Below are 26,730 nucleotides of genomic sequence, written 5' to 3' on the forward strand. Positions count from 1 at the left end.
TCCCGACAGCTGGTCACATCCGGTGTGACACGTCAGTAACGCGTCTATAACAATTCGCAACTCTCGCCTCGTACGCGTATGAACGGATCACAGGAGACACCGACCGGCACAACTCCGACAACAGGGGTCGACACGACAACGTCGATGATCACCGACCGGACCGTCCTCGTCACCGGCGGGGCTGGATTCATCGGCGGCCACATTGCGGCCAGACTGGTAGCGGACAACGACGTCCGGGTCCTCGATAATGTCTCGACCGGCGAGATTGATCGGGTCCCGGACGAGGTCGAGTTCGTTCAGGGCGATCTCCGTGACGGCTCGGCGCTCGACTGGGCGACCGATGGCGTCGACGTGATCTTCCACCAGGCGGGACTGGTGAGCGTCGACGAGTCGATCGAGGAGCCGGTGCGCAGCCACCGCACGAACGCAACCGCGACCGTCGAACTGCTCGAACGGGCGCGTCAGGAGGACGCACGGATCGTCGTCGCCTCCAGCTGTGCTATCTACGGCGACCCCGAACACACACCGATCGCGGAGGACGCCCCGAAGCGTCCAAAGTCGCCGTACGCAATCGACAAGCTCGCGATCGATCAGTATACCAGGACGTTCGCCGATCTGTACGATCTGGACGCCGTCCCGCTGCGCTACTTCAACGTCTACGGCCCAGGACAGACCGGCGGCGAGTACAGCGGTGTCATCACTGCGTTCCTCGAACAGGCTCGCACCGGCGGTCCCATCACCGTCCACGGAGACGGTGAACAGACCCGTGATTTCGTCCACGTTTCGGACGTCGTCGACGCCAATCTCGCTGCGGCGACGACCGACCATACCGGGCAGGCGTACAACATCGGGACGGGGACGAGCACGTCTATCCGTGAACTCGCCGAACTCGTCCGTGACGTGATCGGATCGCGCTCCGAAATCGTCCACCGCGACGGCAGACAGGGCGATGTCCGGCATAGCGAAGCTGATCTCGCGCGCGCTCGTGAACTCCTCGATTATAAGCCATCAGTTTCGCTCGAAGACGGGCTCGCCGATCTCGTCGCAGGCAGGCGATGAGAACGGTCCGCTCCTCTGTGGAGTTTTGACGTCGAGCTCCCACACGAACGCCTGGCTCGTCGTGTTCACGCACTGAAGCGGCAAACCGCTTCGAGCCGTCACCCACCCTGTTCGTGACGACCTCGCACAGGCGGACGGGGTGGGATTCGAACCGGAGCAAGACTCGCTTTGCTCGTCTTGCAGGGCTCGAATCCCACGAAACCGTGCCACTCCTCACGTCCGTTCACCGAAGCGACGTGTCGCTTCGAGCCGTCACTCTCCCTGTTCGTGACGACCTCGCACAGGCGGACGGGGTGGGATTCGAACCGGAGCAAGACTCGCTTTGCTCGTCTTGCAGGGCTCGAATCCCACGAAACCGTGCCACTCCTCACGTCCGTTCGTCGTGTCACGGAAGGGGTGGGATTCGAACCACACGAAGCCGTAAGGCCCCCACCGAGATGGTGGTGCTCTGCCACTGAGCTACCCTTCCAGTATGTCGCTGCGACATGGCCCCATGCCGCGGCCGCTATCAGATCTGTTGGCCGATCACTGTATTGTTATTCTGTGGATACTGTACGTATTCTCAGCGTACCGCCACTCAGTCGACCTCCCGCTCTTCTAGCTCTTCGTTTTCTACCATGTCGAAGATCATTGCGAGGACGAGCATCAGCGTGCCAAGCAACACGACTGGGAGCGAACTCTCGCGGTCGTGCTCGCGACGACGAACCACCCCGACCACGTTCCGAAGCCCCCTGAAAATTCCCACGAAGCTCGCCGCCGCACCGATCCCGTAGAGGAGGACAAGCGGGTGGAAGTCTCGTGTCAGGTACTTTACACGCAAGCGCCACAGGAAATTCGAGAGCAACATGAGCGAGACTCTCGGGATATACTCGGGGTAGGAGATGTGGCTCTCCTCGTCGGCGTATCGGCTTGGTACCGGGACGTCGGTGACTCTGAGATCGGCGGCGTTGAGCTTGACGAGCAGGTCGTTGCAGTAGCCGTAGTATTCGTACATATCGTCGATTGCGACGGTCTCCAGCGCGTGGAGCGAGATGGCGGTGTAGCCGTTCTGTGGATCGCCAATGCTCCAGTAGCCGCTTGCGATCTTTGTGAGGAAGGAGAGGATGGCGTTGCCGACGAGCCGGAACGTCGGCATTTCCTCGCGGTGTTCGGGATGTAGCAACCGGTTGCCCTTGACATATTCGGCACGCTCCTCGACGATCGGGTCGAGCAGGCGATCCAGCAGGTCGGGATCCATCTGGCCGTCGCCGCCGACGACCGTCGTGATGTCGACCTCGTCATCTCTCGCACGCTGGTAGCCGGTTTTGATCGCGCCGCCGACGCCCCGATTCACCTCGTGCTGGATCGGAACGACGTGTCGGTCGAACTGGACACCGCCGTCCGCGAGCGCCTGCTCCGTGTTTGCGTTGCGTCGGTCCGCGTGTGCCTGTATCTCTGCCCACGTTCCGTCCGTTGAGCAGTCGTCGACGGCGTACACCCGATCGACGTACTCGGGGAGTGTATCGATGACCTCGCCGACGAAGCCTTCCTCGTTGTACGCCGGGACGACGACGCCGATACTATGCTCTCGGTACATTCTGGTCGGTGGGGGGAACGGTAGTACGGACGATTCGGTTCATCGTACTCCTCACGAGGTGGGAGCGTCTCATTGTTATACTGACCTTGTGCCGGATACTGACACTCCGACAGTCGACACACCGCCGGTAGCAGAGTGAAGGTACGTCGGACGGCCCTCTTCGGGAAAATCGGCTGTTTCCGGCCGTTGTGATCCGTATCGTAATGAGAAGAACGACCCTACGAAACGAAAGTAGCGCTATAACAAAGGCGGCAAAGCGGGAATGGACCGTAACGAACGAGAGATGGATACGAACACCGCCCAATTTCTGAGAACAGCCCTGATTGTCCTCGTCTGCATCGCCTGTGTCACCGCGCTTGTCCCGCCCGGGGCTGCGGGGACGACAGGTGACGATGATACCTACGTGGTCACTCAGGGCGACGAAGAGTTCGAGATCTCACCGGTCGGTGACGGAACCCAGACCGCAGAGGAATTCTACGACTACCGAACGCCGGAGACCCACGACTACCCGGACTACCTCTACAGCTCGTACGGAACCACAGAGTTCCAGGAAGACGATACGAGCATCCTCATGCTCCACGAGGGCAGTGACGGACTCAGCCTCGTTCTCGTCCACGACAGAGTCGATGGGGACACACGCGGGGGATCGCTCACGATGCAGATCGACGGGTTGCCCCAGGAGGGCGAGTGGGTCGTCGAAGACGATGCCTACAGCGAGGGCCACTTCGGTGGCCCCCTCGACACGTTCGACCACGACGACACGTCGAGCCGGATCACCTGGATCTGGACGGAAGGGAGAACTGACGGTGGCGCGTTCACGGGAGGTCTCGACGATGGTGACTGGGAGATCACGATCGACCCGTACTTCAACGAGGAGGCGGACTACCGCTACGAGGATCCCGAGGGATATGACGGCCAGCTCGACGACTGGAAACTGATCTCCGGCGCCGGCAACTCCCACACGGGCACATCTCTGCCAAGCCTCGACGAGCCGATCACGATCACTCCAGGTGGCGTGCCGGAGCTTTCTGTCTCCAGCCTCACTGCGTTCCCGTCGACAGTTGCACCCGGTGAAACGGTCGAGATCCGGTCCACTGTCGCGAACGTCGGGAACGCCGACGGCGAGTTTGATGTCGAGTTCACTGCCGAGGGTGAGGTGATCGAAACAAAGACGGTTTCACTCGGGGCGGGTGAGAGCACGCAGTTGACGACCGAGGTGACGTTCGAGGAGCCCGGAAGCTACGAACTGGGTGTCGCCGGGACGACTACGTCCGTGCAGGTACTCGACGAGCCCTCGAACGGGACCGGCAGCGAGAACGGGAACGAAACTACTGGTAACGAAACCAACACCAACGGAAACCAGTCCGAGGGCAACGGTGACGGAACCGGCACCCAGGGTCAGACTGGGGATGACGGACTGCATGGCTTCGGCGTCCTCGCTGGCGTCGTCGCGCTGGCGGCCCTGATCGCTGTTAGCTACGCTCGTCGGTATCAGTCGTAGACCGAGAGCATCCCGCTCTCGTGAACTCTGTATCCAAAATCGAACAGGAGAGGATTCACTGCAACTTGATTCGGCAGCAGTCTCAGTTCGACGACGAGACGCCAAACCTCGTGACGTGGTGTGCGCCGAGGCTCGCGTCGGTCGACCCATCGAGGCACCCTCTGCCGTCGAGAACTACCAGTGGCGGATCGAAGGCTGACCAGTCGAACTCGTCGAACACATCGTGATCGGTGACTACCACCACGGCGTCGAGATCCATCTCCCGGACGTGATCTACCCCCGCGAAGTAGATGTTCTCGAATGCGGATGTGTCCTCGACGAGTGGGTCGACACCGACGACTGTCGCCCCGAAGCGCGCCAACGTGTCCGACAGCTCGATCGCCGGGGCGGCCCGCGTCTCGCCAACGTTCGGATGATGAGCCAGTCCGAGCAACAACACGACGGCGTCTTCGATATGGGTCTCGGTGGCCGCTAGCTCACGGACGAGCGTATTCGCGAGCTGTTCGGGCATCGACTCGTTAACCCCCCTCGCTGATTCGATCAGCGGGGTCGACGACGCACACTCGTTGATCAGATAGTATGGCGTGTCCGGGAGGTCGTACCCCCCGGTGCCTGGTCGCGGATCGGGGACGTCACAGCGCGGGTGCGTGTTCGCCGCCTCGATCGCACGGGGTATGTCGGTGTCAAGTTCGTCGGCCAGTCCTGCCAGTTCGTTCGCCAGTCCGATCGTGACGTCCCGGTAGACGCTCTCGACGACCCGGGCACACTCGGCGACTGTGCTGGTATTGACTGTGACGACCTCCGAGACCCGGAGTTCGTCGTACACCAGCGCGGCGGCGAGGGTACTCTCGGCGTCGACGCCGCCGACGATCTTCGGATAGCTGCCGCGCATCTCGCGGAGGGATCTCCCCGGGGTGGCACGGGATGGACAGGCCGCAACCCCGAACTCGTCGGCGTCGAGGTCGCTCCCGGCCAGCAGGATCGGCTGAACGATATCGCGGCACGTTCCGGGTGGAACGATCGATTCGACCAGCACGAGATCTCCGGAATCCAGAGCGGGTGCGATGTCCCGAAGCAGCGTCCTGAGCTCGGAAAAGTCCGGTGCATTATCCGATCTGATACCGGTTTCGGCAGCGATAACGTGAACACTCGCTTCCTTTGCGACCGCTCCTGTTCTGGTGGTCACCGAGAACGCACCTGCGGTTGTGGCCGTTCGGACGAGGGAGGGGAGCCGTGGTTCGTCGTCGATGGGACACTCCCCCTCGTCGATACGGGTAACACGCTCTTTGTCGCTGCCGACCCCGACGACACGACCTGTAGTGCTGGCATAGACCATCGACAGCGAGAGACCGAGCCGACCGAGGCCGTATACGGCGACCGGCACGTCGCCGGACTGAAACGCCGCACGCTGCTGGTCGGGTGTGGCGCTGCTGCGGTACAGCCGCGAACACTGGATGTCCTGGAGCGTCTTCGACATCGCTACTGGATGACCCGTTCACCCCCGAGCGCGACGGTTTCGATCTCGCTTGCAACCCTGAGAGCGTCCAGCCCGTCCGTTCCGGTAACGACCGGTTCGGTTCCCGTCCGGACCGCCTCGGCGAAGGCAGCGAGCTCCTTTTTTAGCGGTTCGCCGTTCTCGACAGTCGGATGCTCGACGATGTTCTCGTGTCGATAGCGAAGATCTCCGTTCTCCTCGATGTACTCCGGCAAGGAGTGGCGATGGATCTGAATCGACCGGGAGATGTAATCGACGAACACCTGACACTCGCGGGCTGTAATCGTCAGTTCGCGGACCTTGCGCTGGGTGATCCGACTGGCCGTCAATGTCCCCAGCACATCGCCGAACTCGACCGTTGCGGTAACGTGCTGGTCGTCCGCAGTTGCACTCGCGTGTCTGACCTCTCCCTTCTCGTCGAGCAGGGACAGCAATATGTCGATATCGTGAATCATCAGGTCGAGAACAGGACTGGTTCCCATCTCCCTGTCGAGCGGCGGCCCGAGACGTCTGGCGTCGACCGCGAGCACGTCGAGATCCGGAACGATATCGACGAGCGCCTGTATCGCCGGGTTGAACCGCTCGATATGGCCGACCTGCAGGACGAGGTCGCGTTCGCGTGCGGACTCTATGAGCTCCTGCGCATACTCCGGCGCGTGGACGATCGGTTTCTCGACGAGCACGTGTGTCCCCTTCCTGAATGCCGCCATCGCCGTCTCGAAGTGATACTCCGTCGGGACGGCGATCGAGACGGCATCGACTCGATCGAGGAGCTTCTCGATCGAGAGTGCGGTCGTTTCGTAATCCGATGCAATACCCGTCGCGGCCTCCAGATCGGCGTCAGCAACACCGATTAGCTTCGTCGTCGGGAGTTCCTGATACACCCGCGCGTGGTGTCGTCCCATGTTGCCAACGCCGATCACGCCGACGTCGATCGTATTCGTACTCATGATTGTGGTATCAAACTGTTATCCGTAGTAGGACTGCACAACTGTGGTAATGGATCGCACGTCATCGGTCGAGAGTCCGGGGTGAACGGGCAGGGCCAGCACTTCCTCGGCGGCCTGCTCGGCAACTGGTGCGTCCACATCGATGTGGTCGTAGGCTGGCTGCTCGTGGATCGGTGTCGGATAGTAGACACCGGTACCGATCCCCGCATCGTCGAGATAGGTCCTGAGAGAGTCCCGATTCTTGCATCGAATCGTATACTGGTGATATGCGTGTCTCGCGTACGCGGGCTCGAACGGCGTCGCGACCGCGGGCTGGCTCCGGAGTCGGTCGGTCAGCATTCGGGCGTTCTCCCGCCGCTTTGCGACGTACTCGGGCAACTTCTCGAGCTGAACGAGCCCGATTGCCGCCCCGATGCTCGTCATCCGGAAGTTGTGCCCGAGTTCGACGTGTTCGTAGGTATCGCTCCGCCCGTGATTGACGAACTGGGCGGCACGCTCGGCGACGTCCTCCCGATCGGTCGTGATCATCCCACCTTCCCCGGTCGTCATATTCTTCGTGGGGTAAAACGAGAAACAGGCTGCGTCGCCAAACGACCCAACCCGTTCACCGCTGTAGGTGGCTCCATGGGCCTGTGCGGCGTCCTCGACGAGCAGTAGATCGTGCTCGTCCGCGAGCTCTGCCAGCGGCTCGATGTCTGCAGGCAACCCGTAGAGGTGGACGGCGAGGATCGCGTCGATGGTCCCGCCCTGGGCGTCGAGTAGCTCTGCGACTGCGTCCGGATCGAGATTGTACGTTTCGGGATCGATGTCGGCAAAGACCGGCTCCGCTCCGGCCAGCCGAATCGCGTTTGCACTTGCCACGAACGAGAACGGCGTCGTGACGACCCGATCTCCTGGGCCAATATCAAGCGCCTCGAACGCCGCGTGCAGGGCGGTCGTCCCGTTCGAGGTTGCCACCGCGTGCTCGGCGTCGCAGTAGTCGGCGAACGCCGATTCGAACTGTCTGACGGTCGGCCCGTCGGCGACCATCCCACTGTCGATCACGTCGGCGACTCGTTCTGCCTCAACTCTGCCGAGATCGGGGTCTGCAATCGATATGTTCGCCATTACGGCACCTCACTGCACACTGGGGGTTCAGAGACCCTGCTGGTTGAACTGTCCAATACTGGGCTATTGAAAATCGATATGATGGTCTGTAGCATTGTTACTCCGGTCTCGGGAACTATGACATTGTTGCCGACCTGCTACCTTTGTTATAGACGGGTTGTACGTCAGGTAGCGCGTGTTTTCCCGGCAGGCGGTGGATCAGCGGGTGGCGAACTCTCCGAGCCCAATCGAGAAATCGGGTCGTCTCCCACCTGTCACGGTCAAAGACTGCATATTTTCCATCGATTCGTTTAGCCGGTCTGTAACAAAGTAACGAATAGCTGACCTGCAACTGTAGAGGGTCAAAAGCGCATGCGGGGGATATGACCAGTATGAGACGAAACTAATGTCCAGAGCCGACAGTGACAAGTTGTCACAAGATGTGGTGTTTGATCTGCTGAGTAGTCCACGGCGTCGATTCGTGCTGTACTACCTGAACCAGGTCGACGAACCCGTAACTATCGGCGATCTCGCCGACGAGGTTGCGGCCTGGGAGAACGAAGTCGACGTCGAGGAGTTATCGAGCCAGCAGCGAAAGCGCGTCTACGTCTCCCTGTATCAGACGCACGTTCCGAAGATGGACGATGCCGGAATCATCGAGTACGACTCCGATTCCGGCGACGTTGTACTGGCTGATCAGGCAGTCGATATCAGCGCGTATCTTTCGCGAGACGAGGAAGAACAACCGTGGCAACAGTACTACCTCGCGATTGCGATCGTCGGCGGGCTCTTTTATGGTGCGGTGGCGATCGGTCTCATCGGTGGGATCTCACAGTTCGCCGCCGGGTTGCTCATTATTCTCGCGTTCGCAGTCACAGCGATCGGCCATCTGATCACCACCCAGCGACGTGGGGACGGACTGTCCTCGGAACTGATCGACAAGCGTCAGTAGCCTGTTCTCTACTCGGTACGAACTGACGAGACGGAAAAGCAGTCTGGGGCCACGTGGTTGTCAGATCGCGTGAAGTAGAAAGGAGGAGCTCACACGCCGTCGACGGTAATCCAGAGGTGGTCATCTGCCGTCTCGGAATCGGCGTCCTCTGGTGCATCACCCTCGTAGAGGTAGTAGTTGAGCCGGATGTTCTCGCCCGCCATGGGTGGCGAGATCGTGGTTTCCTGGGTCGCACGCTCGCCCGGCTCCGGAGTGAGCTGTAGCCGACCGAGTTCCGCCTCCTCGAGGACGGCTAACTCGTCGCCATCTTCCTCGACATGCTGGGCCTCGATGACGACGGTATACGTCGACGACTCCGTCCCGTCGCTGGTAACGCCAATGATCATTTCGGCGCTCTCACCCGGTGGGATTGCCTCCGGATACTCTCCGGCGACGAGTTCTCCGTCATCGGTTTCAGTGAGCAGTTGTACCTCTGTCGAGCCCGCTTCCAGCTGGGGTGCAGCCAGCCCGTACGCGACCGCCCCCATCGCGAGAATGACGCTTGCCAGAAGAACGGCGTTGAGAACTCCGTCGACAGGACTACCCTCCGGGAACAGGCTGGTATCCGACGCGGCACCCGGATACTGAAACCGTTCTTCCTCGGGGAGCTGGACCCGCCGTGCGACCCCGCCGAGCATCACGACAACGATGAACACGGCCAGAGAGACAAGCACCGGGCCGGCGGAGAACCCCCACGGCGTTGTCGCCAGAACGAGACCGAACAGGGGCAAGAGTGCGACGCTCATCCCGACCGACAGGGCAAGCCGCTCGTACCACCCCGGAACACCGGTCGCGAGCAGCCCAACTGACGACTCTTCACTCCCCGGGGGCGGCCGTGTTTCGTCGGTCCCCCCCGGAAACGCGAGCGAGACGAGCGCGTAGCCGGGCAAGACGAGGAGGATGGGTAGTCCCAGAATCGTTCGAACGACTCCGCCGATGTCGGCAACATACAGGAGCGTCCCAACCACGCCGACGTAGCCGATGACGAACGTCGCGTCCGCGGAACCAGAGGTAACTAGCTCTCGGGCCCGCTCTGTGGTGGATTTGTCCCCACTCATCCGCGATACCACGGCTGAGAACAGGCTACTCGGCAGATTCTACACTCCCGCTGCACTGAACTGACTTCCCACATTGATCGCTCATCTGCGATGATGGCGACAGTGGCGTTTTGTTATTCCCCTCCTATGGATGGTCCCCGGCCGGTCACAGCGCCATGGGCTGGGTGATCGTTGTTTGATCGGGACCGTTCCCGTGGGTGTCGATCCTCACTGACCGATGACCTGTCTCCTCTGGACGGAGGCGTTCGGTCACATTTCGATCGTTCGATCCAGAGCAAGTATCGTTCAGACTCTGAAAATACCCAAAACCAACGGAGTGTACGATCAGGTATTACTGGGCTACCAGATAGTAACACAATAGCACACAGGATTATACAGTATACAATATTTTCTAACAAACAGTATAAATAGCTTATATCACGCGATCCACGAACGGATATAGTTTTACGAAGCTTAAAATATGATTTATTGGGGAATTCAGTTTTGACGATAGACATGTATTAAGCCGCCTGGCGTAGACCAAGCGATAGCAAGCGAGATCCAATTATGAATGATGAATGGGACGAGATCGGCTTCGTTATCAGCTCGCGGTATCGTGTGGAAGTACTTCGGAGACTGTCAGAGGGTCCGGCGACGCCGACCCAGATAGCCAGCGACTCCGGGGCGGGGATTGCCCACATTTCACGGGCACTCAGTAGTTTGCGTGAGCGAACACTGGTGGACCTGCTCGTTTCGGAGGATCGCAAAAAGGGCCGTGTCTACGGGATTACGGAGGCCGGAGAAGAGATCTGGGAACAGATCCAGGCCGAGAACATGGTCGAGTGATCGGCGACGAATCGAGCAGACTGTTGATCGACCTGCCGTGGCAGCGTGAGCGTTCTCGGAGGTGACTCTCTGGCTCTCTCCGCCACTGGAGTCCGTATGGCCTATCACCCGATAGTAGTGCCTCCGCAGGTCCAGTCGGCGTTATCCCCGACAGAACGGTCCCGTATCGGCGCTCTGGCTCGCCGTGGAGCGGCTCTGGTAGCGCGTACTGGTCGACTCGCCACTGACAGTGAGCGCGTAGTTCCCGGACTCGACGCGCTCTGGACTCCGCACGTGTCCGGCGCGGATGCGTTGATCCAGATCTGCTCCCCCATCGGGGCTGTAGCTAGCGCTATCCGGGAAATGCTCTGGCTCTGGAGGCTCGCTACTCGTCGTCTTCCTCGTCGTCGTCCGGTGCCAGCATCTCGGGGTCCCGTTTGTATTTCGGCGTCGCCGCGAACTCTGCAATACGCTCTCGATCGCTTTCTGATAGCCACTTCGGCATGGAACGTAAGTTCAGGTTAGCCGTATATACATCTGACGGGAGCTGTTAGAAAGTCATCATATTGATCTATCATTGACTACATGGGCGGCTCGACTCGGAACGACACCCTATCGCAGTCTTGCGGTTTGGCGTCCTCGAACCTCAGACGTATACTATCGCTGAAATGTGCTCCCGGCGTGTCCAGTTCTGCCCGCCTCTCGAGTAGTACTCGACCAGATAGTATCTAACACCTACTGTCGAGAGTCGTCGCATTACCGGCTGAACCCTTACTGCTGGCCACGCAGTAGGAACGTTCTTCCAGCGGGTAACACACCATTACCGGCCGAATGCTGCTCTCGACAAGTCACCGTGACGCCCGGTGGTGTCCACTGAAAAGAAAGTATTTATTTCACCACTACGTTGGGTAGAGATGTGAACTCATCCGACGAGCGGTTCGAAGACGTACCGTGTAACTGCAAGGTCGGTCGGGTCCTCGAGGAGTACGACCTCGCAGCGCTGAACGACGAACTGGTGGCCTACTGGACTGGACGTGGCGAGGAGCGGTACAGTTTACGCGAACTGGCGACGTACGTCAACCGATCGACCCTCCGTGCGGCGATGGACGAAGCCGGTGTCGCCTACAAGGACGGCGAGGTCGAGAACACCTACCGCCTGTTGACCGACGACGATGTAAGCAGCGGGATGCGAACCGAGACGCGCCGTGAACTCGAACACGATTCCGTGCCGGTCGAACAGGTCGAGAGTGATTTCGTCTCCCACCAGACCGTTCACAACCACCTGACGGACTGTCTCGACGCGTCCATGGTGACGCCGGACGACGAAGAACGCGTCGAGAGCGCGCGGGACAAAATCCGGGCGCTTCAGAATCGTACCGTGGCGGTAACGGACGATACGATCGACAGACTCGATCGATCGGACGTGATCGATCTCGGTGAGTACGACGTGCTGGTCGACGTCTCGATTATCTGTAGCGACTGTGGCCGCCAGTACACGGCGGGTGACCTTCTCGAACGCGGTGGCTGCGAGTGTCAGACGGACAGCGCCCCTGAGCGTAGTGAGTGACGACTGTTTCGCTGTCACACGTCCGCCTCCCGCGAGAAGTTTACAGATGTACTCGTGTAATACGTGGCTCACGAGACGGTTTCTGATTGCCGGGATGAACAACAAATAAGTAGGATGGCCGAGTCGTTTTGAATAATGGAATCAGGCGCTACTGTAGACGACGAGGTACTCCCCGAAACAGTCACTGTCCGGGCAGAGAATATCGGCGGGATCGACGAAACATCGGTGACGCTCGATCGAGGGATTACGGCGCTTACGGGCCGGAACGCGACGAACCGAACCTCACTTCTGCAGGCGATCATGGCGGCGCTCGGCAGCGACCAGATCTCGCTCAAGGCGGACGCCGATACCGGGCATGCCAGTATCGAGATTGGCGACGATGTCTACGAGCGGTCGCTCGAACGGAGCGGTACCGCGATCGTGACCGACGGCGACCCGTATCTGGAGGACAGCGAGATCGCGGATCTGTTTGCCTTCCTGCTGGAGTCGAACGAAGCTCGCCGTGCCGTAGCCCGTGGAGACGATCTCCGCGAACTCATCATGCGTCCCGTCGATACGGCTGTAATCCGGTCAAAGATCGACGAGCGCACCGAAGAGAAGCGACGGATCGACGACCGACTCTCGGAACTGGACGATATTTCCGCCAAGCTCCCGGGACTCGAAGAGCAACGAACGCGCCTCGACGGCGAAATAGAGGATCTGGAGTCCGAGCTCGCCGCTATCGAGGCGGAGATCGACGATGTCGACGCCGACGTGGAGACGTCGCGCGCCGAAAAACAGGAGCTCGAATCGAAGCTCGACGAGCTCCAGTCGGTTCGGTCGGAACGCGAACGCACGAGGCGGCGGATCGACACCGAACGAGAGAGCATCGACGCGCTGGAATCGGAATACGAGGAACTCGAATCGGAGCTGGCCGAACTTCCGGAGGACCGCGCCGCCGAACTCCAGCAACTGCGAAGTGAGATCGAGATGCTGGAGGGTCGCAAGGAGTCGCTGACGGCGGAGATCAGCCAGCTCCAGAGTACGATCCAGTTCAACGAGGACCGGCTAGCGGACGCACAGGCTGGCGAGCTAGACGCCGGTCGCTCGGACACCGACAGCGACGTCACCGACCAGCTCCTTTCCGAGCAGGATTCGGTCGTCTGCTGGACCTGTGGCTCCGAAGTCGCGCGCGAGCAGATCGAGACCACAGTCGAACAGCTCCAGTCCAGCCGGAAGGAGAAACTGGAGGAACGAACTGACGTGTCAAACCGGCTGCGCGAGCGACGACAGGACGCCGACGAGCTGGAATCCAAGCGGTCGGAAGTCGACGAGCTAGAACGCCGGATCGAACAGGTCGAAGGCGAAATCGAGGATAGAACCGATCGACTGGAGGGCTACGAGGAGCAGCTGGACGAACTTGCGGACGCTGTCGAGCAGCTCGAATCAGAGGTCGAGGCACTGGAGTCCGAAAGCTACGAGGAAGTGCTCGACAAACATCGGGAGGCCAACTCCGTCGAGTTCGAGATCGAACAGAAAGAACAGAAGCGGCGTGAGATCACCGAGGAGATCGAAGAGATCGAGTCACGACTGGACGAGCGTGACCACCTCGAAACGAGACGCGATGAGGTCGCGGAGGCCCTCACCGAACTCCGGACCCGGATCGACAGAATCGAGGCGGACGCAGTCGAGGCGTTCAACGAACACATGGAACGGCTGCTGGAGCTCCTGGCGTACGACAATCTCGACCGCATCTGGATCCAGCGAAACGAACGGGAGGTTCGTGAGGGCCGTCGAAAAGTGACGAAGAGCACGTTCGATCTCAAGATCGTCCGGACGACCGAGGACGGCACGGCCTACGAGGACGATATCAACCATCTCAGCGAGAGCGAGCGCGAGGTGACAGGACTGGTGTTCGCGCTCGCTGGCTATCTTGTTCACGACGTGTACGAGACGGTGCCGTTCATGCTGCTGGACTCGCTGGAGGCCATCGACTCCGACCGTATCGCCGATCTTGTCGCGTACTTCCGGGAGTACGCGCCCTACCTCGTCGTTGCCTTGCTGTTCGAGGACGCCGATGCGCTCGATATTGATCACGAGCGCGTCACCGATATCTGAGGGCCGCTCAGGTTTCTGGACGACCGGACTTCGATTCGTTCATCTCATACCTATCGGTGATCCGGGACGTACGAAGTACCGGTCCGGCGTGATCCACAGACCGTTTTCGGTAGCCGATTTGAGTGGCATCTATCGTGATCACACATTGTAGAAATTCTAAACATTGTGGCCAGTATTCCCGTTATCACGGCTCCGAACCACTGTATTCTGACCAATGTCACACTACCGGTCAAGTAACAAGTTCCTACCACTGCCGACTTCAAAGTCAGGCCAATCTCATCCTGAAGAACAACGATTCAGCCTTCGAATGCTCGCAGTGCTCCCGTGAGCGTCGACGCGATGGCGTCCCTGTCGAACTCTCTGGCCGACGCCACGTCGCCGACTCTCTAGATTGCGCCAGCGGGAACCACTCAGGTAGAGGGATTTGCGACGACGCCGCCCTCCCGGACAGCCGTCCGATCACAACAGCTCATACATCCCTGTACGTTGTCCTGGTTGTCGCCGAATACTCGAACGAAGTTCTGCGTGACGAAGCCGCCGCAGTTATCACATCGTGGCATGGTTCATCCATGCAATGTTCTCAGTACGGTATAGTTACTCACCGTATACCTGACGTTATATTCTCCTTAAAACATGTTAGAGCGCCTCTACGGCAGTTCTGGCCCGTTCGGCTTGTCTGACGATCAGGCGGGGTTCCACCTGTTTGAGGGATCACGGAGGCGTCGTTTCGCCCACGTTACCAGCTCCGGGATATCGCTGAGATGAAGGAGTTTACGGATCGCAGCTTTGTCGCCGTCGTTGGCTCTGGAGAGTGTTTCGTCGTCCAGACGGTTGAGATCCGTCATGAGCCGATCGTAGCGGTCGTTCGGCGCGAGATACAGGATTTCGGTCATCAGCAATCTAGATTTCATTTTCGGTGCGACCTGCTCGTGCCACAGGTCCTCGTATACGGAGAGTCGATCGGCGGAGGTATCCGGTTCTTTTGGCGTGAGCGCGTGGTCCGAGGCGATCGCCGCGGCCCGTCCCGACTGCATGCACTTGTTGATGCCTTCACCCCAGAGCGGATCGATCGTCGGAACAGTGTCGCCGATCGCCATGAAGCTATCAGTGTGCATCCTGCCGGGCATCTGGATGTGCGCGGAGCCACGCAGTACCTCACCGCCCTCGATCTTGCTCGCGTTCTCGAAGCGGGGGTCGGTGTCGAGCCAGTGTTGCATGTACCCGTCGATCGTCATCCCGCTTTTGGCCTTCTCGCGGTGGCGCTCGTTCTGGATGTAGCAGACGCCGACCTTCGCGGTATCCTCTCCGGTGTGGAAGATCCACGAGTAACCGCCGGGTGCGATGTCGTGATCCAGCCGGAGCATCATCGCGTCGTGGAGGTCACCATACCCCTCGTGGTCGAGGTCGATCCCCTCCATGTGGTAGTCGATCCCGATCGCCTGGTTCTCGCGTTCGAGCGTGCTCACGCCGAGTTCGGATGCCAGCGGCGCGCTCGGACCGGTCGCGTCGATGACGATCTCGCCGTACACTTCCCTGTCGCCGTCGAACCGAACGCCGACGATTTCGCCACCATCCATCACCGGCCCGGCGACCCGGGCGTCGAAGCCAAACTCCGCGCCGTTCTCCCGGGCCTCCGCAACAAGCCAGCGCTTGAACGCGGCAAAGTCGAGGACAGCCCCGGAGAGGTCGCGTGTGAAGTGCTCGTTTGGGGACTCCAGTACGACCGAATCGGTGTACTGCTGGACCACGTCGCCGGGGACCCCAAACGCCGACATCATCGACGGGAAGGTTCCGGCTGTGGATTTGTTGCTCTGACGGGGGAACTCCGCTTCAGGTTCGGTTTCAAGCACGAGAACGTCGTAATCCCGTGCGGCGAGATCCCGGGCACACTGACCGCCCGCGGGACCTGCGCCAGCGATCACGACGTCGTACTCGTCGTTCATATGCTGTGATTGGGTGTCCCCGTTATCAATGTTTCTTAACAGTTCATATCATGGAAAGCGTGTTATATATAACTGGGATGCAGACTGGTCATGCGATCCCTGCCCCACCCAGCAGCAGGCGAATTCCGATGATAGTCAGCAGGGCGAGCACGACCCGGCGACGCAGGCTCTCACCGATCCGATGACGGAGTCGCTTGCCGATCAGGACGCCAGCGACGGCAGGGACGGTTGCCGCGACAGATGCCAGAAAGACGAGGCTGTCGGGGTAGAGTCCGAGCGCTCCGGCCGTCCCCACACGCACGGCGTTGAGTCCCAGAAAGAGCATCGCCGTGACGCCGACAAACAGGCCATGTGAGAGGTTACAGCTCTTGAGATACGCGACCAGCTGGACGCCGACGTTCGTCGCACCGAAGAGGACGCCGGAGACGAGGCCGACAGCCGCCATACCGCCCGTAGACTCGACGAAACACGCCTCTTTTGCCCGGCTGACCGCAGGGATCGACACTGCTCGCTGGAGGCTCCCCACGAACGCGAGCGTCACGAGTCCGAGACCAACTCGCAACGGCGCGTCCGGCAGGGCGTCGAGAGCGACCATTCCGACGATCATCCCCACGAGCGCGGCGATCAGCAGCGGTGCGAACCGTCGTCCACAGGTTCGTAGCTGTTCGCCCGAGACCTCGCCGACGAGCGAGAGATTCACCCCGAGTATGGGGACGATCATGAACACGACCGCAGTCGCCGGATCAATGACAGTCGCAAGCGCCATCGTGGCAACGACGGCGAAGCCAAAGCCCGCGAGTCCGTTCACCGCACCGGCGAGGACGATAACGGCAATGAGGGCTGCCACGGAGGCCAGCGAGTCGATCATTACTCGTTCGTCTCGTAGCAGGTACATATCCCTGTGGTGGTTGTGTGTGCAGGATGCTCACAGATCGACAGTCGATCGTCGAGTGGCTGATCCGGAGAAGCAGCCTGCCTATATATAGGACTGTTGTACTATCGTACTAAATAACAGACTATTAATTGTTCCTGTAGCACCTCACGTGGAGAGATTGATGCGACACAGCACCGGTAACAGGTGAGGGTCAGACGTCTCTGGCATAATAAGTCTCCCAGCCCCTCGACCAGCTCTATACTGGCGAAAAACAGATCGTCAGACACTGAAACCGTATGTTACGGCTTGAAAAGGCATTTTCATCGAGATTCCACTTCATTGAGTGTTTCGTTACCTCGTTTCGGATCACGGCCTGCGCTTAACTCTCATATCTATAAACATACTCGTATCCTGTTCTTTGTGCAGGCTGTTCCTGGTTTCGGCACGACTTCGATCCCACACCAGTCTGCGCCAACCCCGAATTTATTATGGATGACGCGCCGAGTAGTACCGTGTCTTTCCCGCTGGCGAAACCCGTCGATCGATTGTACGAGGAGGTCGCAGGGTTCGACCTCGTGGTTGTACCGGATGCACCGCTTGCAAGCGCGCTGAATCGTCGGCTCGACCGTCCGCATCTCGGGACGTTTGCGACCACGCCGCGCCGGCTTGCGGCCGGGCGACGCGAGACTGCCGAGGACCGACTTGCCTTTCTGTCCGTGATCGAGGATGCCGATATCGGGTGGAAACCCGCAGCTCACGCGATTGGTGATATCCTCCAGTGCTGGGAGCATCAGGGCACCCGGGAGGCGATCCTGGCCTACGAGGAGCATATCAACGACGTGACGCGGGACGTGCTCGACCGCGTCGGCGCGCTGGAGACAACCTCGAAACGCCTGACGGAGTACCGAATCGAGAGCGAGAACGTCGCGGTCGTCGGCCTCGACCAGCTGACGCCGCTGGAACGGGCTGTCCTGCCGGAGTCCTACGAGGTCGTTGATCCGTTCAGCGACGATGCCTTCGAGCTCCCGCCGTTCCGGATATTCGAAACCACGACTGCCATCGTCGAGACGGTTGTCGAGGCCGCACAGTCCGGCGCTCCCGAGGACATCGCAGTCGTCCTCGATGCCGGAAGCGAGTACTCGCCGCTCATTGAATCGGCGCTGTCGGCGGCTGACGTTCCGTTCTACGGCGGTCCGGGATTCGCTGACGATCCTGATCATCGCGCGTTCGTCCAGCTACTGCGAACGCTCCACGGAAGCTCCAACGTGCGCGTGGGAGATGTCCGACCCGTACTTTCTCGGCTCGGCGTCGACGTCTCCCGTGAGCACAACGAAAAACGGCTTTCGGAACTGGACGAATCGGCTGCCGACCTGTCGTGGCTCCGCTCGCTTGCAGCGGCTGCCCACGAGTACACACTCGTCGACGTGCTCGCGGAGTACGAGGACCGGGCCGACTGTTCGCTGTCCGCGTTCGGGACGGAGTTAGGGCGCCTCGGACTGGCAGACGCCCCGGCGACCGAAGCGAACGTCGACCGGTTGACCTTCTACCTCTCGACGTACGAGATGCCGGTAGACCGCGAAAACGAGGGTGTCCTGCTCGCCGACGCGAAATCAGCGGCCTACGTGGACCGCCCCACGGTCTTTTTCCTCGGTATGGACGACCGCTGGACGCATTCGGCACCGCGGCGACCGTGGGTGGATGGGGCGGAGCAGTTCACGCGGAACATCCAGGACTTCCAGTTGCTGCTCCAGAGCGGCGTCGAGCAGCACTACCTCGTACAGGACGCGACTGGCGGCTCGCCCGTGACGCCGTGTCTGTACTTCGAGGAACTGCTCGATCGGGAGTACGAGCGCTTCTCGGACCTGCCGAGCGTGGCCTACGGGCGAATACGCGACGAAGAGACGCAAGCGATGGAGACGGACGACGGTACAGGCAGTTTCGACCGTGACCGACTCGTCGATGGCTCCGAACCCACTGCATCGACGCGCCTGCTGGGCGTCGACGCCGTCAGCCAGTCCTCGCTCGGCTCCTATGTCAACTCGCCGCGGGACTACTGCTTCGACACACTGCTTTCCTCGCCCGACAGGGAGTACTTCGCCGAGGGGAACCTGTTTCACGACTTCGCCGAGTTCTACGTGAACCACCCCGACTTTGTCGACGAGTCGGTCCGCGAATCGGTCGTCGACCTGCTGGTCGAGGAGACGCGCCCGTTCCGCCGGAGCGTCGACGAGGGGCGAAAACGAACCGAGTACCGTGTCGGCGTCGACACGCTCGTCGCGTATCTGGACGACGTCAGCCCCGAGGATACCGCTTTCCTGTCGCCGTCCGATGGGTGGGGAACGAACGCAGTCGCCGAGCACTTCGACAGGTCGATCGACTCGCCCGTGACCGAACGCTGGTTCGAGGACGAGGAGCTGGGCGTCAGAGGGAAGATCGACCTCGTCGCCGATCCCACACACCTCGTCGATTTCAAAAGCGGCAGCAAAAAGGGGGCAACAGCGGTCGTGGGCAACGCCGCGATCGACCCGCCCAGCGACACGCCCGACTTCCAGGCGCTGCTGTACCTCACCTACTGGCGCTCGCAGTATCCCGACCGCCAGCTATCCTTCACGTTCGTCCACTTCCTCGAACTCCTCGACGAGATCGTGACGGGCGAACTCGCGCTGGAGGACCTCGACGTCGAGGACGGCGAGCTCGACGACGCGCTGACCACGATCACCTACTACCCGAAGCACTTCTCCGAGTACGCGAGCTCCCGGTCGACGTTCGAGGCGCTCCGGGATGAGGGTGCGAAGAAGTGTCAGAAGACCCTCTCACAGGTCGAGTACCGGGACTACGCCGCGGTCTTCGAGCAGGTTCCGATCCACCACACGACGGATAGCGACGAACTCATCGAGTCGGCCTTCGGCGAGAGCTTCATCGACCGAATGCAAGCGATTGTCGGGGAATACAAGTACGTCGTGGCGGGCTGTAAACAGGCGATGCGCGAACTGACTCGGATCAGGGACCGGAACTACTTCGAGGGGGATCTGGACGCGTTCGAGACGTTCCTCGACGACCAGCTCGCGGAGCTAAACCGTCGCCACACCGGAGAGGAGCGGTTTCCGGTCGGCGGTCCCGGCGAGGAGCCAAACGAGCGCTATCTGAACCACCGGGATCTGCTGCTGGAGGGCGAACGATGAGCGAGTTCACGCCGAACCCCGGTCAACGAGAACTGATCGACAGCACCGAGGGGACCTACCTCGTCGACGCCGGTGCCGGGACGGGGAAAACATTCTCAATCACGCGCCGGTATGCCGGAATCGTCGATACGGAGGGAGTCGAGCCCGATGACGTGTTGCTCGTCACGTTCACGAACAACGCCGCCGGGGAGATGCGAGAGCGGATCGTCGACCGCTCGGGGTACGGGACGCGCGAACTGAAAGACGCGCCGATCCAGACGTTTCACTCGCTGTGTCACGATCTGTTGCTCGAACACGGCCACGATGCGCCGGGACTGCTGGGCATCGACGATTATATCACCGACTCGACGCGCCTGCTCGACGACGAGTTCGTCGAGCGGAGCCTGTTCGGCGAGTTCATCGACGGGTTCAGTGACGACCATCCCGAGTACGAGGACATCTTTGCCGCCCTGTCGGAGCCGACAGACCTGCTCGACCTGCTCAACGAACTCGCCGCGAAGGGTGTCTTTCCGACCGCCGAGGGCTGGTACAGGGACGGCGAGCGCCACCTCGATGGCGACTTCGAGGGCTTCAGAGAAATCTTCGATGAGCGCAATGAGCCACGCAACGGCGGCAACAAGCAATCTGCGCTCCGCTCCGCGCTCTACAGCTACGGCAACTCCGGGACGTATCTACCGGACGCTCCATCGAAATCCGAGATCCGCGGCGAGGGCAAGCAGGTGCCCGACGTACTCGCCAAGCACGCGTTCCACGAGGACCGCGAGCGTCTCAAATCGTTCGTTCACGACGTGTACTTGGGCTATCTCCGCTTCTCGCTTCGCCGGAACTACCTGAACTTCGGCTTCCTGCAGCTGCTCGCGTACGTGTTGCTCTGTGAAGACCATGCGCTGCGCGAGCGGATCGCTTTCGAGTACGTGATGGTCGACGAGTTCCAGGACACGAGCGAGATCCAGTTCAAACTCGCCTTGCTCTGTGCGGGCACCGAGAACTTCTGTGTCGTCGGCGACTGGAAACAGAGCATCTACGGGTTCCAGTACGCCGACGTGGAGAACATCGTCGCGTTCGAGGATCGACTGGGGCGGTTCGCCGCCGAGTTGAACCGCGACCACGACCGGGTCGGCTTCGAACAGCCGGATGTCGAGACAATCTCACTCGTCGAGAACTACCGTTCGACCGAGGCGATCCTCGACCTCGCAGAGGACGGGCTGGTTGCCCCGGCAACGAGCAAGGAAGCGGTGGACGCGGAGTCGATCCTCGAAGACGTCACGTCGCTCGACGCCGTTTCCGACTACGACCACTCCCGGATCGAGGCCTTTCAGAGCGAGGACGAACAGGAGGCGCTCCTCTCGCGGATCCACGATATCGTCGGGGACGAACGGTTTCCGGTCGAGGACGAGGGTGGCGACCTCCGAGCGCCGGAGTACGGTGACATCGCGGTGCTGACGCGCCGACGCGCGTTCGGCCGCGAACTGCTCGCGGCGGCCACCGAGAATGGCCTCCCGATGGCCTACGAGGGCGGCGTCGAGATCTATCGGACCGACCCGGCGAAACTGCTGCTCGCATGGCTGCGCGTTCTGGAGTACGATGCGGACCGTGGGTGGGCCCCGCTGCTCGAACGTGTGGGCTACTCGTTACCAGAGATCGACGCCATGCTATCCTCGGGGACCTACCCCCAGAACCTGGTCGGGTTCGCCGACGAACTACGCGACCGCGAGACTGTGGGTGCGATTGCCCGACACGTCTTCGAGCGCTACGGCTACGACGGCCCGGTCGCCGACGCTATCTTGCATGCCGTCCAGTCCGTCCACGATGCGACGACGATGAGCCGTGGCGACCTGCTCCGGTATATCGAGCGCGGCATCGAGACCGGGACGACCCGCGAAGTCCACGTCGGGGCAGGGACGGACGCCGTCACCGTCCAGACGATCCACGCGACGAAAGGGCTCGAACATCCCATCGTGATCCTTGCGGACATGAATCAGCACTCGTTCCCGCCCTCCGGCGGCGGGACGAGCGATATCACGTTCGGGGATCCGGTCGGCCTCCGACAGCGGACGGTCTTCGATGCCGAGGCCTACGACCGGCCACACGTCTTCCGGAACTGGCGCTCGGACGTCCTGAAGCGGACGCTCCCGCGGAACTACGATGAGGAGCGCCGTCTGCTCTACGTGGCGATTACGCGGGCCGAGCACCACGTCCTCTTTTCGGCGGGCGAGACACCCAGTGCCTTCCTCGAATCATTACCCGTAGCGGTCGAACAGATCGATCCGGACGTCGCAGGGGTGTCGGCTTCCACAGAGGCGAAACCGACGTTCACGCCAGACGTACAGGGTCGCGACGGTCCAGCGGCGGAAACTCCCCACACAATCATGCGCGACGATGTCTTCGAGGGCGTGGATGACGGACGCGGTGTCGAGTTCGGGAGCCGAGTCCACGAGTTCGCAGAAGCGTACGCGCTCGGCGAGGGAGTGACGCCGGAGGGGTCGGACGAACGCGCCGTTGCGGCGTTTCTCGATGGCCTCGACGGCGAACTGCTCGTCGAGGAGGACATCCATCTCCCCCTGGACGTCGACGGCGAAACGGTAACGATCACCGGCGTCGTCGATCTGGTCCACGTCACCGATGAGCGCGTCGACGTGATCGATTACAAGACCGACCGTGGCCGACACGCCGAAGATGAGTACCGAAAACAGTTGAGCGTGTATCATCACGTCCTCGAAGCTGTCTACCCCGACCGTGAGGTTACGACGAGTATCTTCTACACGGACGGGGGCGAGCGCGTCCGCGTGGAGCCGCTCTCGGAGACGGAGTTATCGAACGTCGTTTCGGCGGCGCGCGAACGCTGAGGCGGCAGTCGCTTCACGTTACACCGTGCAGAACACACTTTTTACTCGTCTCCCAAGGGGTTGTCATGAACCGCATCACTGCTGCGGACTACCACGATATCGTGCAGGTCGAGGAGCCACGGGTCGCGCCCGACGGTGACCGGGTGGCTTACGTCAGGAAAGTTCCGGAGGACGACGACTCCTACGAGGCGACGATCTACGTCGTTCCGACAGGAGGGGGCGAGCCGCGGCGCTTCACGATCGAGGAGGGCGTTGACAGCGAGCCACGGTTCAGCCCGAGCGGTGATCGGCTCGCCTTCGTTTCGACGCGCGGGGAGGACGACGACCGACCGCAGTTGTGGGTGCTACCAACCGACGGTGGCGAGGCGAGACAGGTGACCGCGGTTTCGGGTGGCGTCGGATCGATCGCCTGGCGACCGGATGGAAGCGCAATCACCTTTGTCCAGCAGGCCAGCGCCGAGGACCGGGAGGAAGAACGCGATCTCGAAGCGCCGGACGACTGGGAGGCCGACCCCGCCGACCCTCGCGTGATCGATCGGACTGTCTATCGGTCGACACAACAGTACTTCGACGGCAAGCGCAGTCACGTCTACCTCGCGGACCTCGAACGCGACGATGTCAACCGCCTCACGGAGGGCGACCGGGATTTCGCCGCGCCCGAGTGGGGCGACGCGAACACACTGTACTACACCGAGAGCGTCGGCGACGACCCTGACGACTCGATGGAGTACAACATCATCGAACACGATGTCAAAAGGGGGACATCCGCGGCGGTTCACACGGCGGCGGGCTGGGCGACACACCTCGCCGCGACGGCGGATGGTCGCGTCGCGCACCCGCACACTGATCCGGACCGAGCCACGCTCAACCAGACCGACCTACACGTCGTCGATGTCGACGCCGAGCACGTCACGACGCCGACGGCCGATCTCGATCGGACACTCGGGCTCGACGCCGCACCGCAGTGGGGGCCCGACGAGGAGCAGCTGTACTTCACGGCGCCCGACGAGGGGGCCGTCACGCTGTGGGCAGTCGGGTGGGAGGACACCGAGCCCGAGCGAGTCTTGCGTGAAGACGGAGCGAGTATCGACGGTGTCGATGTCGGCGCGGATGTCGTCGCGCTGGTCAAAAGCGAGTGGGACCATCCGGGCGACGTGTTCGCCATGACACTCGGCGGCGCGGAACAACACCGTCTCACCCGTGTCAATGCCGAATATCTGGACGAACGAGGGGTCAGTCAGCCCGACCCCGTGCGTTACGAGGGACCGGATGGCCAGGAGCTGGAGGGCTGGCTGCTCACGCCGCCGGATTTCGACCCGTCCGAGCAGTACCCGCTGGTCGTCGAGGTACACGGGGGCCCTCACGCGATGTGGACGACCAGCGGGACGATGTTCCACGAGTTCCAGACGCTCGCCGCGCGCGGCTACGTCGTTTTCTGGTCGAACCCCCGCGGGTCGGCGGGCTACGGCGAGGCGTTCATGTCGGCGATCGACCGCGACTGGGGCACAACGACCATGGACGACGTGCTTGCGGGGGTCGACCACGTCACGGATCGCGAGTACGTCGATGGCTCGCAGGTGTTCCTGACCGGCGGAAGCTTCGGCGGGTTCATGACCGGCTGGATGGTCGGCAACACCGATCGGTTCGAGGCCGCCGTCGCCCAGCGAGGGGTCTACGATCTCACCGGATTCTACGGATCGACCGACGGGGCGTACAAACTCGTCGAGGGCGACTTCGGAACGACGCCGAGCGAGGAGCCGGAGTTCCTCTGGCAGCAGTCGCCGGTTGCCCACGCGGACGCCGTCGAGACGCCGACGCTCGTGGTACACAGCGACGACGACTACCGAACTCCTGCAAGCACTGCGGAGCTGTTCTACCGACTCCTGCGGAAACACGGCGTCGACACCCGCTTCGTCCGGTATCCCGACGAGGGCCACGAACTCTCCCGAAGCGGCCAGCCCGCCCACGTCGTCGACCGGATCGAACGGATCGCCCGCTGGTTCGACGGCTACTCGGAGTCTCACGACGCACCCCCCGCACTCGAACGGGACGACGAGGCGGAACTTTCGGCGGGCGAGGGCGCTGACGACACGGAGAAATAAGATCCGAGTCTTACCGAAGGGTTCTTGAAATAGCACCGATTCACCAGTTCGTATGAACATCGACGATACGAAGGCGATCTTCACCGCGGTGTTCGCGGGGTCGGTCGTCCTCGCGAACGTACTGGCAGCAAAGCTCACCGGGTTCGAACTGCCGTTGATCGGCCCCGTGGCGATCCCCGCGGGTTTTGTCGCCTTCGGTCTGGCGTATCTTGCCTCGGACTTACTGGTCGAATATCACGGCCGGGAGTATGCCGCCGCGGTGGTCAACGGCACCGTCCTGACATTGGTGCTCTCGTACGCGCTCGTCTTCATGGCGATCTGGATGCCCACGGCCCCAGTCTTCGAGGAGCAGGAGGCGTTCGCACAGACGCTCGGGGACTCGGCGTCGATCATTCTCGCCTCTGTCGTCGCACTGGCGCTAGCACAGCACCTCGATGTCCGATTGTTCTCGGAGCTCAAGCAGCGAACGGCGGGCCGATATCGATGGGTCCGCAACTGCGGTTCGACCGCCGTCAGTCAGGGAGTCGATACGGTCGTGTTCATCACGCTTGGCTTTGCGATCTTCCCCGCACTGGGGCTGGGTGGTGACCCACAATGGGGCTGGGCGCTCGCCTCGATCGTGCTGGGCCAGTATCTCGTGAAGCTACTGGTCGCGGCGATCGACACCGTGCCGTTCTACGCGGTGACGGAAATCGTGGATCGGACGGCGTGAATACCACTGACCGTTCCGTCCCCAGCCGGTCCCTTCTTGCCCACAATCACGGCGGCGAGCCTATCTGTCTTCATTCCCTAATTCGCGTGTATGGACCCCCACTCCGCACAGAGCCTGTATAAATCTCCTCGAACTGATGTCTCGCAGAATCAGGGCAAGTTCCGGACACATTTCAATTTTCCCGGCCGGAACCATCCCGACCACGACGACCACGGCTACGGCCCCCTCGCGACCGTCGTCGAGTCGTTCATGGACCCAGACACGCTGATCCGGATGCACCAGCATCGAAACGAGGAGATAATCTCGTGGGTGCCCGACGGCGTCATGCGCCATGACGATGGTGAGGGGAATAAACTCGTCACCGACGCGGAGAACATGCTGGTGATGAACGCCGGGAGCGGCTTCTGGCACGAAGAACGCACACTTGCTGACGATCCACCGCTTCGCATGCTCCAGATATTCGTTCGGCCGCCCAGTCTGGAACTGCCGTCGAAGATTCAACACGAACCGATCCCAGCTCCGGTCGCAAACGAGTGGCGGCATCTGTTCGGCCCCGAGGGATCCGACGCGCCGCTGTTCGTGCGGAACGAGGTCGATTTCTACGATATCCGGCTAGGTGAGGGGGAAACCGTCGATCTCCCGTCCGCGTCGGGACGGGATACGTACTTCTACGTGTTCGAGGGCGAGGTGACGGCTGGCGATACCAGTTTCAGCAAGGCGGAAAGCGGCCTGCTCGTCGACGGAGAGCTCCCGGTTTCGGCGGCAACCGATTCGATACTGGTGGCGTTCCTGATCGATCCGGACGCGCCCGTGACTCGGCAGGGAACGATCGGGCGCTGAGGGCGGTCCATTGATCTCTCCTGTCTGTCCGATCGCACCGGACCGGC

19 protein-coding genes and 1 tRNA gene are annotated in these 26,730 nt (G+C 61.4%); 11 read left to right on the plus strand and 9 right to left on the minus strand.

Annotation, left to right across the window (positions count from 1 at the left end; translation table 11 throughout):
• Positions 1 to 78 precede the first annotated feature (78 nt).
• Positions 79 to 1,059 carry an NAD-dependent epimerase/dehydratase family protein gene (locus tag AArcSt11_RS10240; protein ID WP_353617748.1) on the plus strand — a complete coding sequence of 327 codons (981 nt, stop codon included), beginning with the start codon at positions 79 to 81 and terminating at the stop codon, positions 1,057 to 1,059.
• A gap of 388 nt (positions 1,060 to 1,447) precedes the next feature.
• Here AArcSt11_RS10240 and AArcSt11_RS10245 read toward each other — a convergent pair.
• Both AArcSt11_RS10245 and AArcSt11_RS10250 read right to left on the minus strand, forming a co-directional pair.
• Positions 1,448 to 1,528, minus strand: a tRNA-OTHER gene (locus AArcSt11_RS10245).
• 108 nt (positions 1,529 to 1,636) lie between these two features.
• Entirely contained in the window at positions 1,637 to 2,635 is a 999-nt protein-coding gene (locus AArcSt11_RS10250; protein ID WP_250596836.1) for a glycosyltransferase family 2 protein, read from the minus strand.
• 283 nt (positions 2,636 to 2,918) lie between these two features.
• Here AArcSt11_RS10250 and AArcSt11_RS10255 point away from each other — a divergent pair, with 283 nt between their 5' ends.
• Positions 2,919 to 4,136 (plus strand): CARDB domain-containing protein, encoded by a 1,218-nt coding sequence (locus AArcSt11_RS10255; protein WP_250596838.1) that lies wholly within the window; start codon positions 2,919 to 2,921, stop codon positions 4,134 to 4,136.
• An 82-nt stretch (positions 4,137 to 4,218) separates the two neighbouring features.
• On the opposite strand, the gene AArcSt11_RS10260 is transcribed toward AArcSt11_RS10255, so the two are convergent.
• The 3 genes from AArcSt11_RS10260 to AArcSt11_RS10270 are packed head-to-tail and all read right to left on the minus strand — an operon-like array spanning position 4,219 to position 7,688.
• Complete coding sequence (locus tag AArcSt11_RS10260) at positions 4,219 to 5,613, minus strand: nucleotide sugar dehydrogenase (RefSeq protein ID WP_250596839.1); 1,395 nt, start codon at positions 5,611 to 5,613, stop codon at positions 4,219 to 4,221.
• A gap of 2 nt (positions 5,614 to 5,615) precedes the next feature.
• A complete protein-coding gene (locus AArcSt11_RS10265) occupies positions 5,616 to 6,581 on the minus strand; it encodes a Gfo/Idh/MocA family protein (protein ID WP_250596840.1) in 966 nt (321 codons plus the stop codon).
• Positions 6,582 to 6,599: 18 nt separating this feature from the next.
• A complete protein-coding gene (locus AArcSt11_RS10270; RefSeq protein ID WP_250596841.1) occupies positions 6,600 to 7,688 on the minus strand; it encodes a DegT/DnrJ/EryC1/StrS family aminotransferase in 1,089 nt (362 codons plus the stop codon).
• A gap of 385 nt (positions 7,689 to 8,073) precedes the next feature.
• Here AArcSt11_RS10270 and AArcSt11_RS10275 point away from each other — a divergent pair, with 385 nt between their 5' ends.
• Positions 8,074 to 8,619: a DUF7344 domain-containing protein gene (locus tag AArcSt11_RS10275; protein ID WP_250596842.1), complete on the plus strand. Its 546-nt coding sequence runs from the start codon at positions 8,074 to 8,076 to the stop codon at positions 8,617 to 8,619.
• A gap of 89 nt (positions 8,620 to 8,708) precedes the next feature.
• Here the strand turns inward: AArcSt11_RS10275 and AArcSt11_RS10280 are convergent, their stop codons facing one another.
• Complete coding sequence (locus AArcSt11_RS10280) at positions 8,709 to 9,716, minus strand: DUF1616 domain-containing protein (RefSeq protein WP_250596843.1); 1,008 nt, start codon at positions 9,714 to 9,716, stop codon at positions 8,709 to 8,711.
• Positions 9,717 to 10,262: 546 nt separating this feature from the next.
• Here AArcSt11_RS10280 and AArcSt11_RS10285 point away from each other — a divergent pair.
• The 3 genes from AArcSt11_RS10285 to AArcSt11_RS10295 all read left to right on the plus strand — a co-directional run bounded on the left by AArcSt11_RS10285 (position 10,263) and on the right by AArcSt11_RS10295 (position 14,184).
• Positions 10,263 to 10,541, plus strand: a complete 279-nt coding sequence (locus AArcSt11_RS10285) for a winged helix-turn-helix domain-containing protein (protein ID WP_238477071.1) — start codon at positions 10,263 to 10,265, stop codon at positions 10,539 to 10,541.
• Between the two features lie 895 nt (positions 10,542 to 11,436).
• Positions 11,437 to 12,087 (plus strand): rod-determining factor RdfA, encoded by a 651-nt coding sequence (rdfA, locus tag AArcSt11_RS10290; protein ID WP_250596844.1) that lies wholly within the window; start codon positions 11,437 to 11,439, stop codon positions 12,085 to 12,087.
• 135 nt (positions 12,088 to 12,222) lie between these two features.
• Positions 12,223 to 14,184: an archaea-specific SMC-related protein gene (locus tag AArcSt11_RS10295; RefSeq protein WP_250596845.1), complete on the plus strand. Its 1,962-nt coding sequence runs from the start codon at positions 12,223 to 12,225 to the stop codon at positions 14,182 to 14,184.
• A 410-nt stretch (positions 14,185 to 14,594) separates the two neighbouring features.
• On the opposite strand, the gene AArcSt11_RS17215 is transcribed toward AArcSt11_RS10295, so the two are convergent.
• From AArcSt11_RS17215 to AArcSt11_RS10305, 3 genes are all read right to left on the minus strand, one after another.
• On the minus strand, positions 14,595 to 14,744 hold the full coding sequence (locus AArcSt11_RS17215; protein WP_434803498.1) for a DUF7563 family protein: 150 nt from the start codon (positions 14,742 to 14,744) through the stop codon (positions 14,595 to 14,597).
• 123 nt (positions 14,745 to 14,867) lie between these two features.
• Positions 14,868 to 16,127 carry a digeranylgeranylglycerophospholipid reductase gene (locus AArcSt11_RS10300; protein ID WP_250596846.1) on the minus strand — a complete coding sequence of 420 codons (1,260 nt, stop codon included), beginning with the start codon at positions 16,125 to 16,127 and terminating at the stop codon, positions 14,868 to 14,870.
• Positions 16,128 to 16,215: 88 nt separating this feature from the next.
• On the minus strand, positions 16,216 to 16,995 hold the full coding sequence (locus AArcSt11_RS10305) for a sulfite exporter TauE/SafE family protein (protein ID WP_250596847.1): 780 nt from the start codon (positions 16,993 to 16,995) through the stop codon (positions 16,216 to 16,218).
• A gap of 518 nt (positions 16,996 to 17,513) precedes the next feature.
• On the opposite strand from AArcSt11_RS10305, the gene AArcSt11_RS10310 reads away from it, so the two are divergent.
• From AArcSt11_RS10310 to AArcSt11_RS10330, 5 genes are all read left to right on the plus strand, one after another.
• Entirely contained in the window at positions 17,514 to 20,183 is a 2,670-nt protein-coding gene (locus tag AArcSt11_RS10310) for a PD-(D/E)XK nuclease family protein (RefSeq protein WP_250596848.1), read from the plus strand.
• Positions 20,180 to 23,029, plus strand: coding sequence for a UvrD-helicase domain-containing protein (locus AArcSt11_RS10315; protein WP_250596850.1), 2,850 nt, complete (start codon positions 20,180 to 20,182; stop codon positions 23,027 to 23,029). Before AArcSt11_RS10310 ends, AArcSt11_RS10315 begins: the two co-directional genes overlap by 4 nt.
• A 65-nt stretch (positions 23,030 to 23,094) precedes the next feature.
• Positions 23,095 to 25,131: a S9 family peptidase gene (locus tag AArcSt11_RS10320; RefSeq protein WP_250596852.1), complete on the plus strand. Its 2,037-nt coding sequence runs from the start codon at positions 23,095 to 23,097 to the stop codon at positions 25,129 to 25,131.
• A gap of 52 nt (positions 25,132 to 25,183) precedes the next feature.
• Positions 25,184 to 25,843 carry a queuosine precursor transporter gene (locus tag AArcSt11_RS10325; RefSeq protein ID WP_250596854.1) on the plus strand — a complete coding sequence of 220 codons (660 nt, stop codon included), beginning with the start codon at positions 25,184 to 25,186 and terminating at the stop codon, positions 25,841 to 25,843.
• Between the two features lie 90 nt (positions 25,844 to 25,933).
• On the plus strand, positions 25,934 to 26,683 hold the full coding sequence (locus AArcSt11_RS10330; protein WP_250596856.1) for a pirin family protein: 750 nt from the start codon (positions 25,934 to 25,936) through the stop codon (positions 26,681 to 26,683).
• The last annotated feature ends 47 nt before the right edge of the window (positions 26,684 to 26,730 follow it).

Origin of the sequence: Natranaeroarchaeum aerophilus, from assembly GCF_023638055.1 — an archaeon.
Taxonomy (GTDB): Archaea; Halobacteriota; Halobacteria; order Halobacteriales; family Natronoarchaeaceae; genus Natranaeroarchaeum; species Natranaeroarchaeum aerophilum.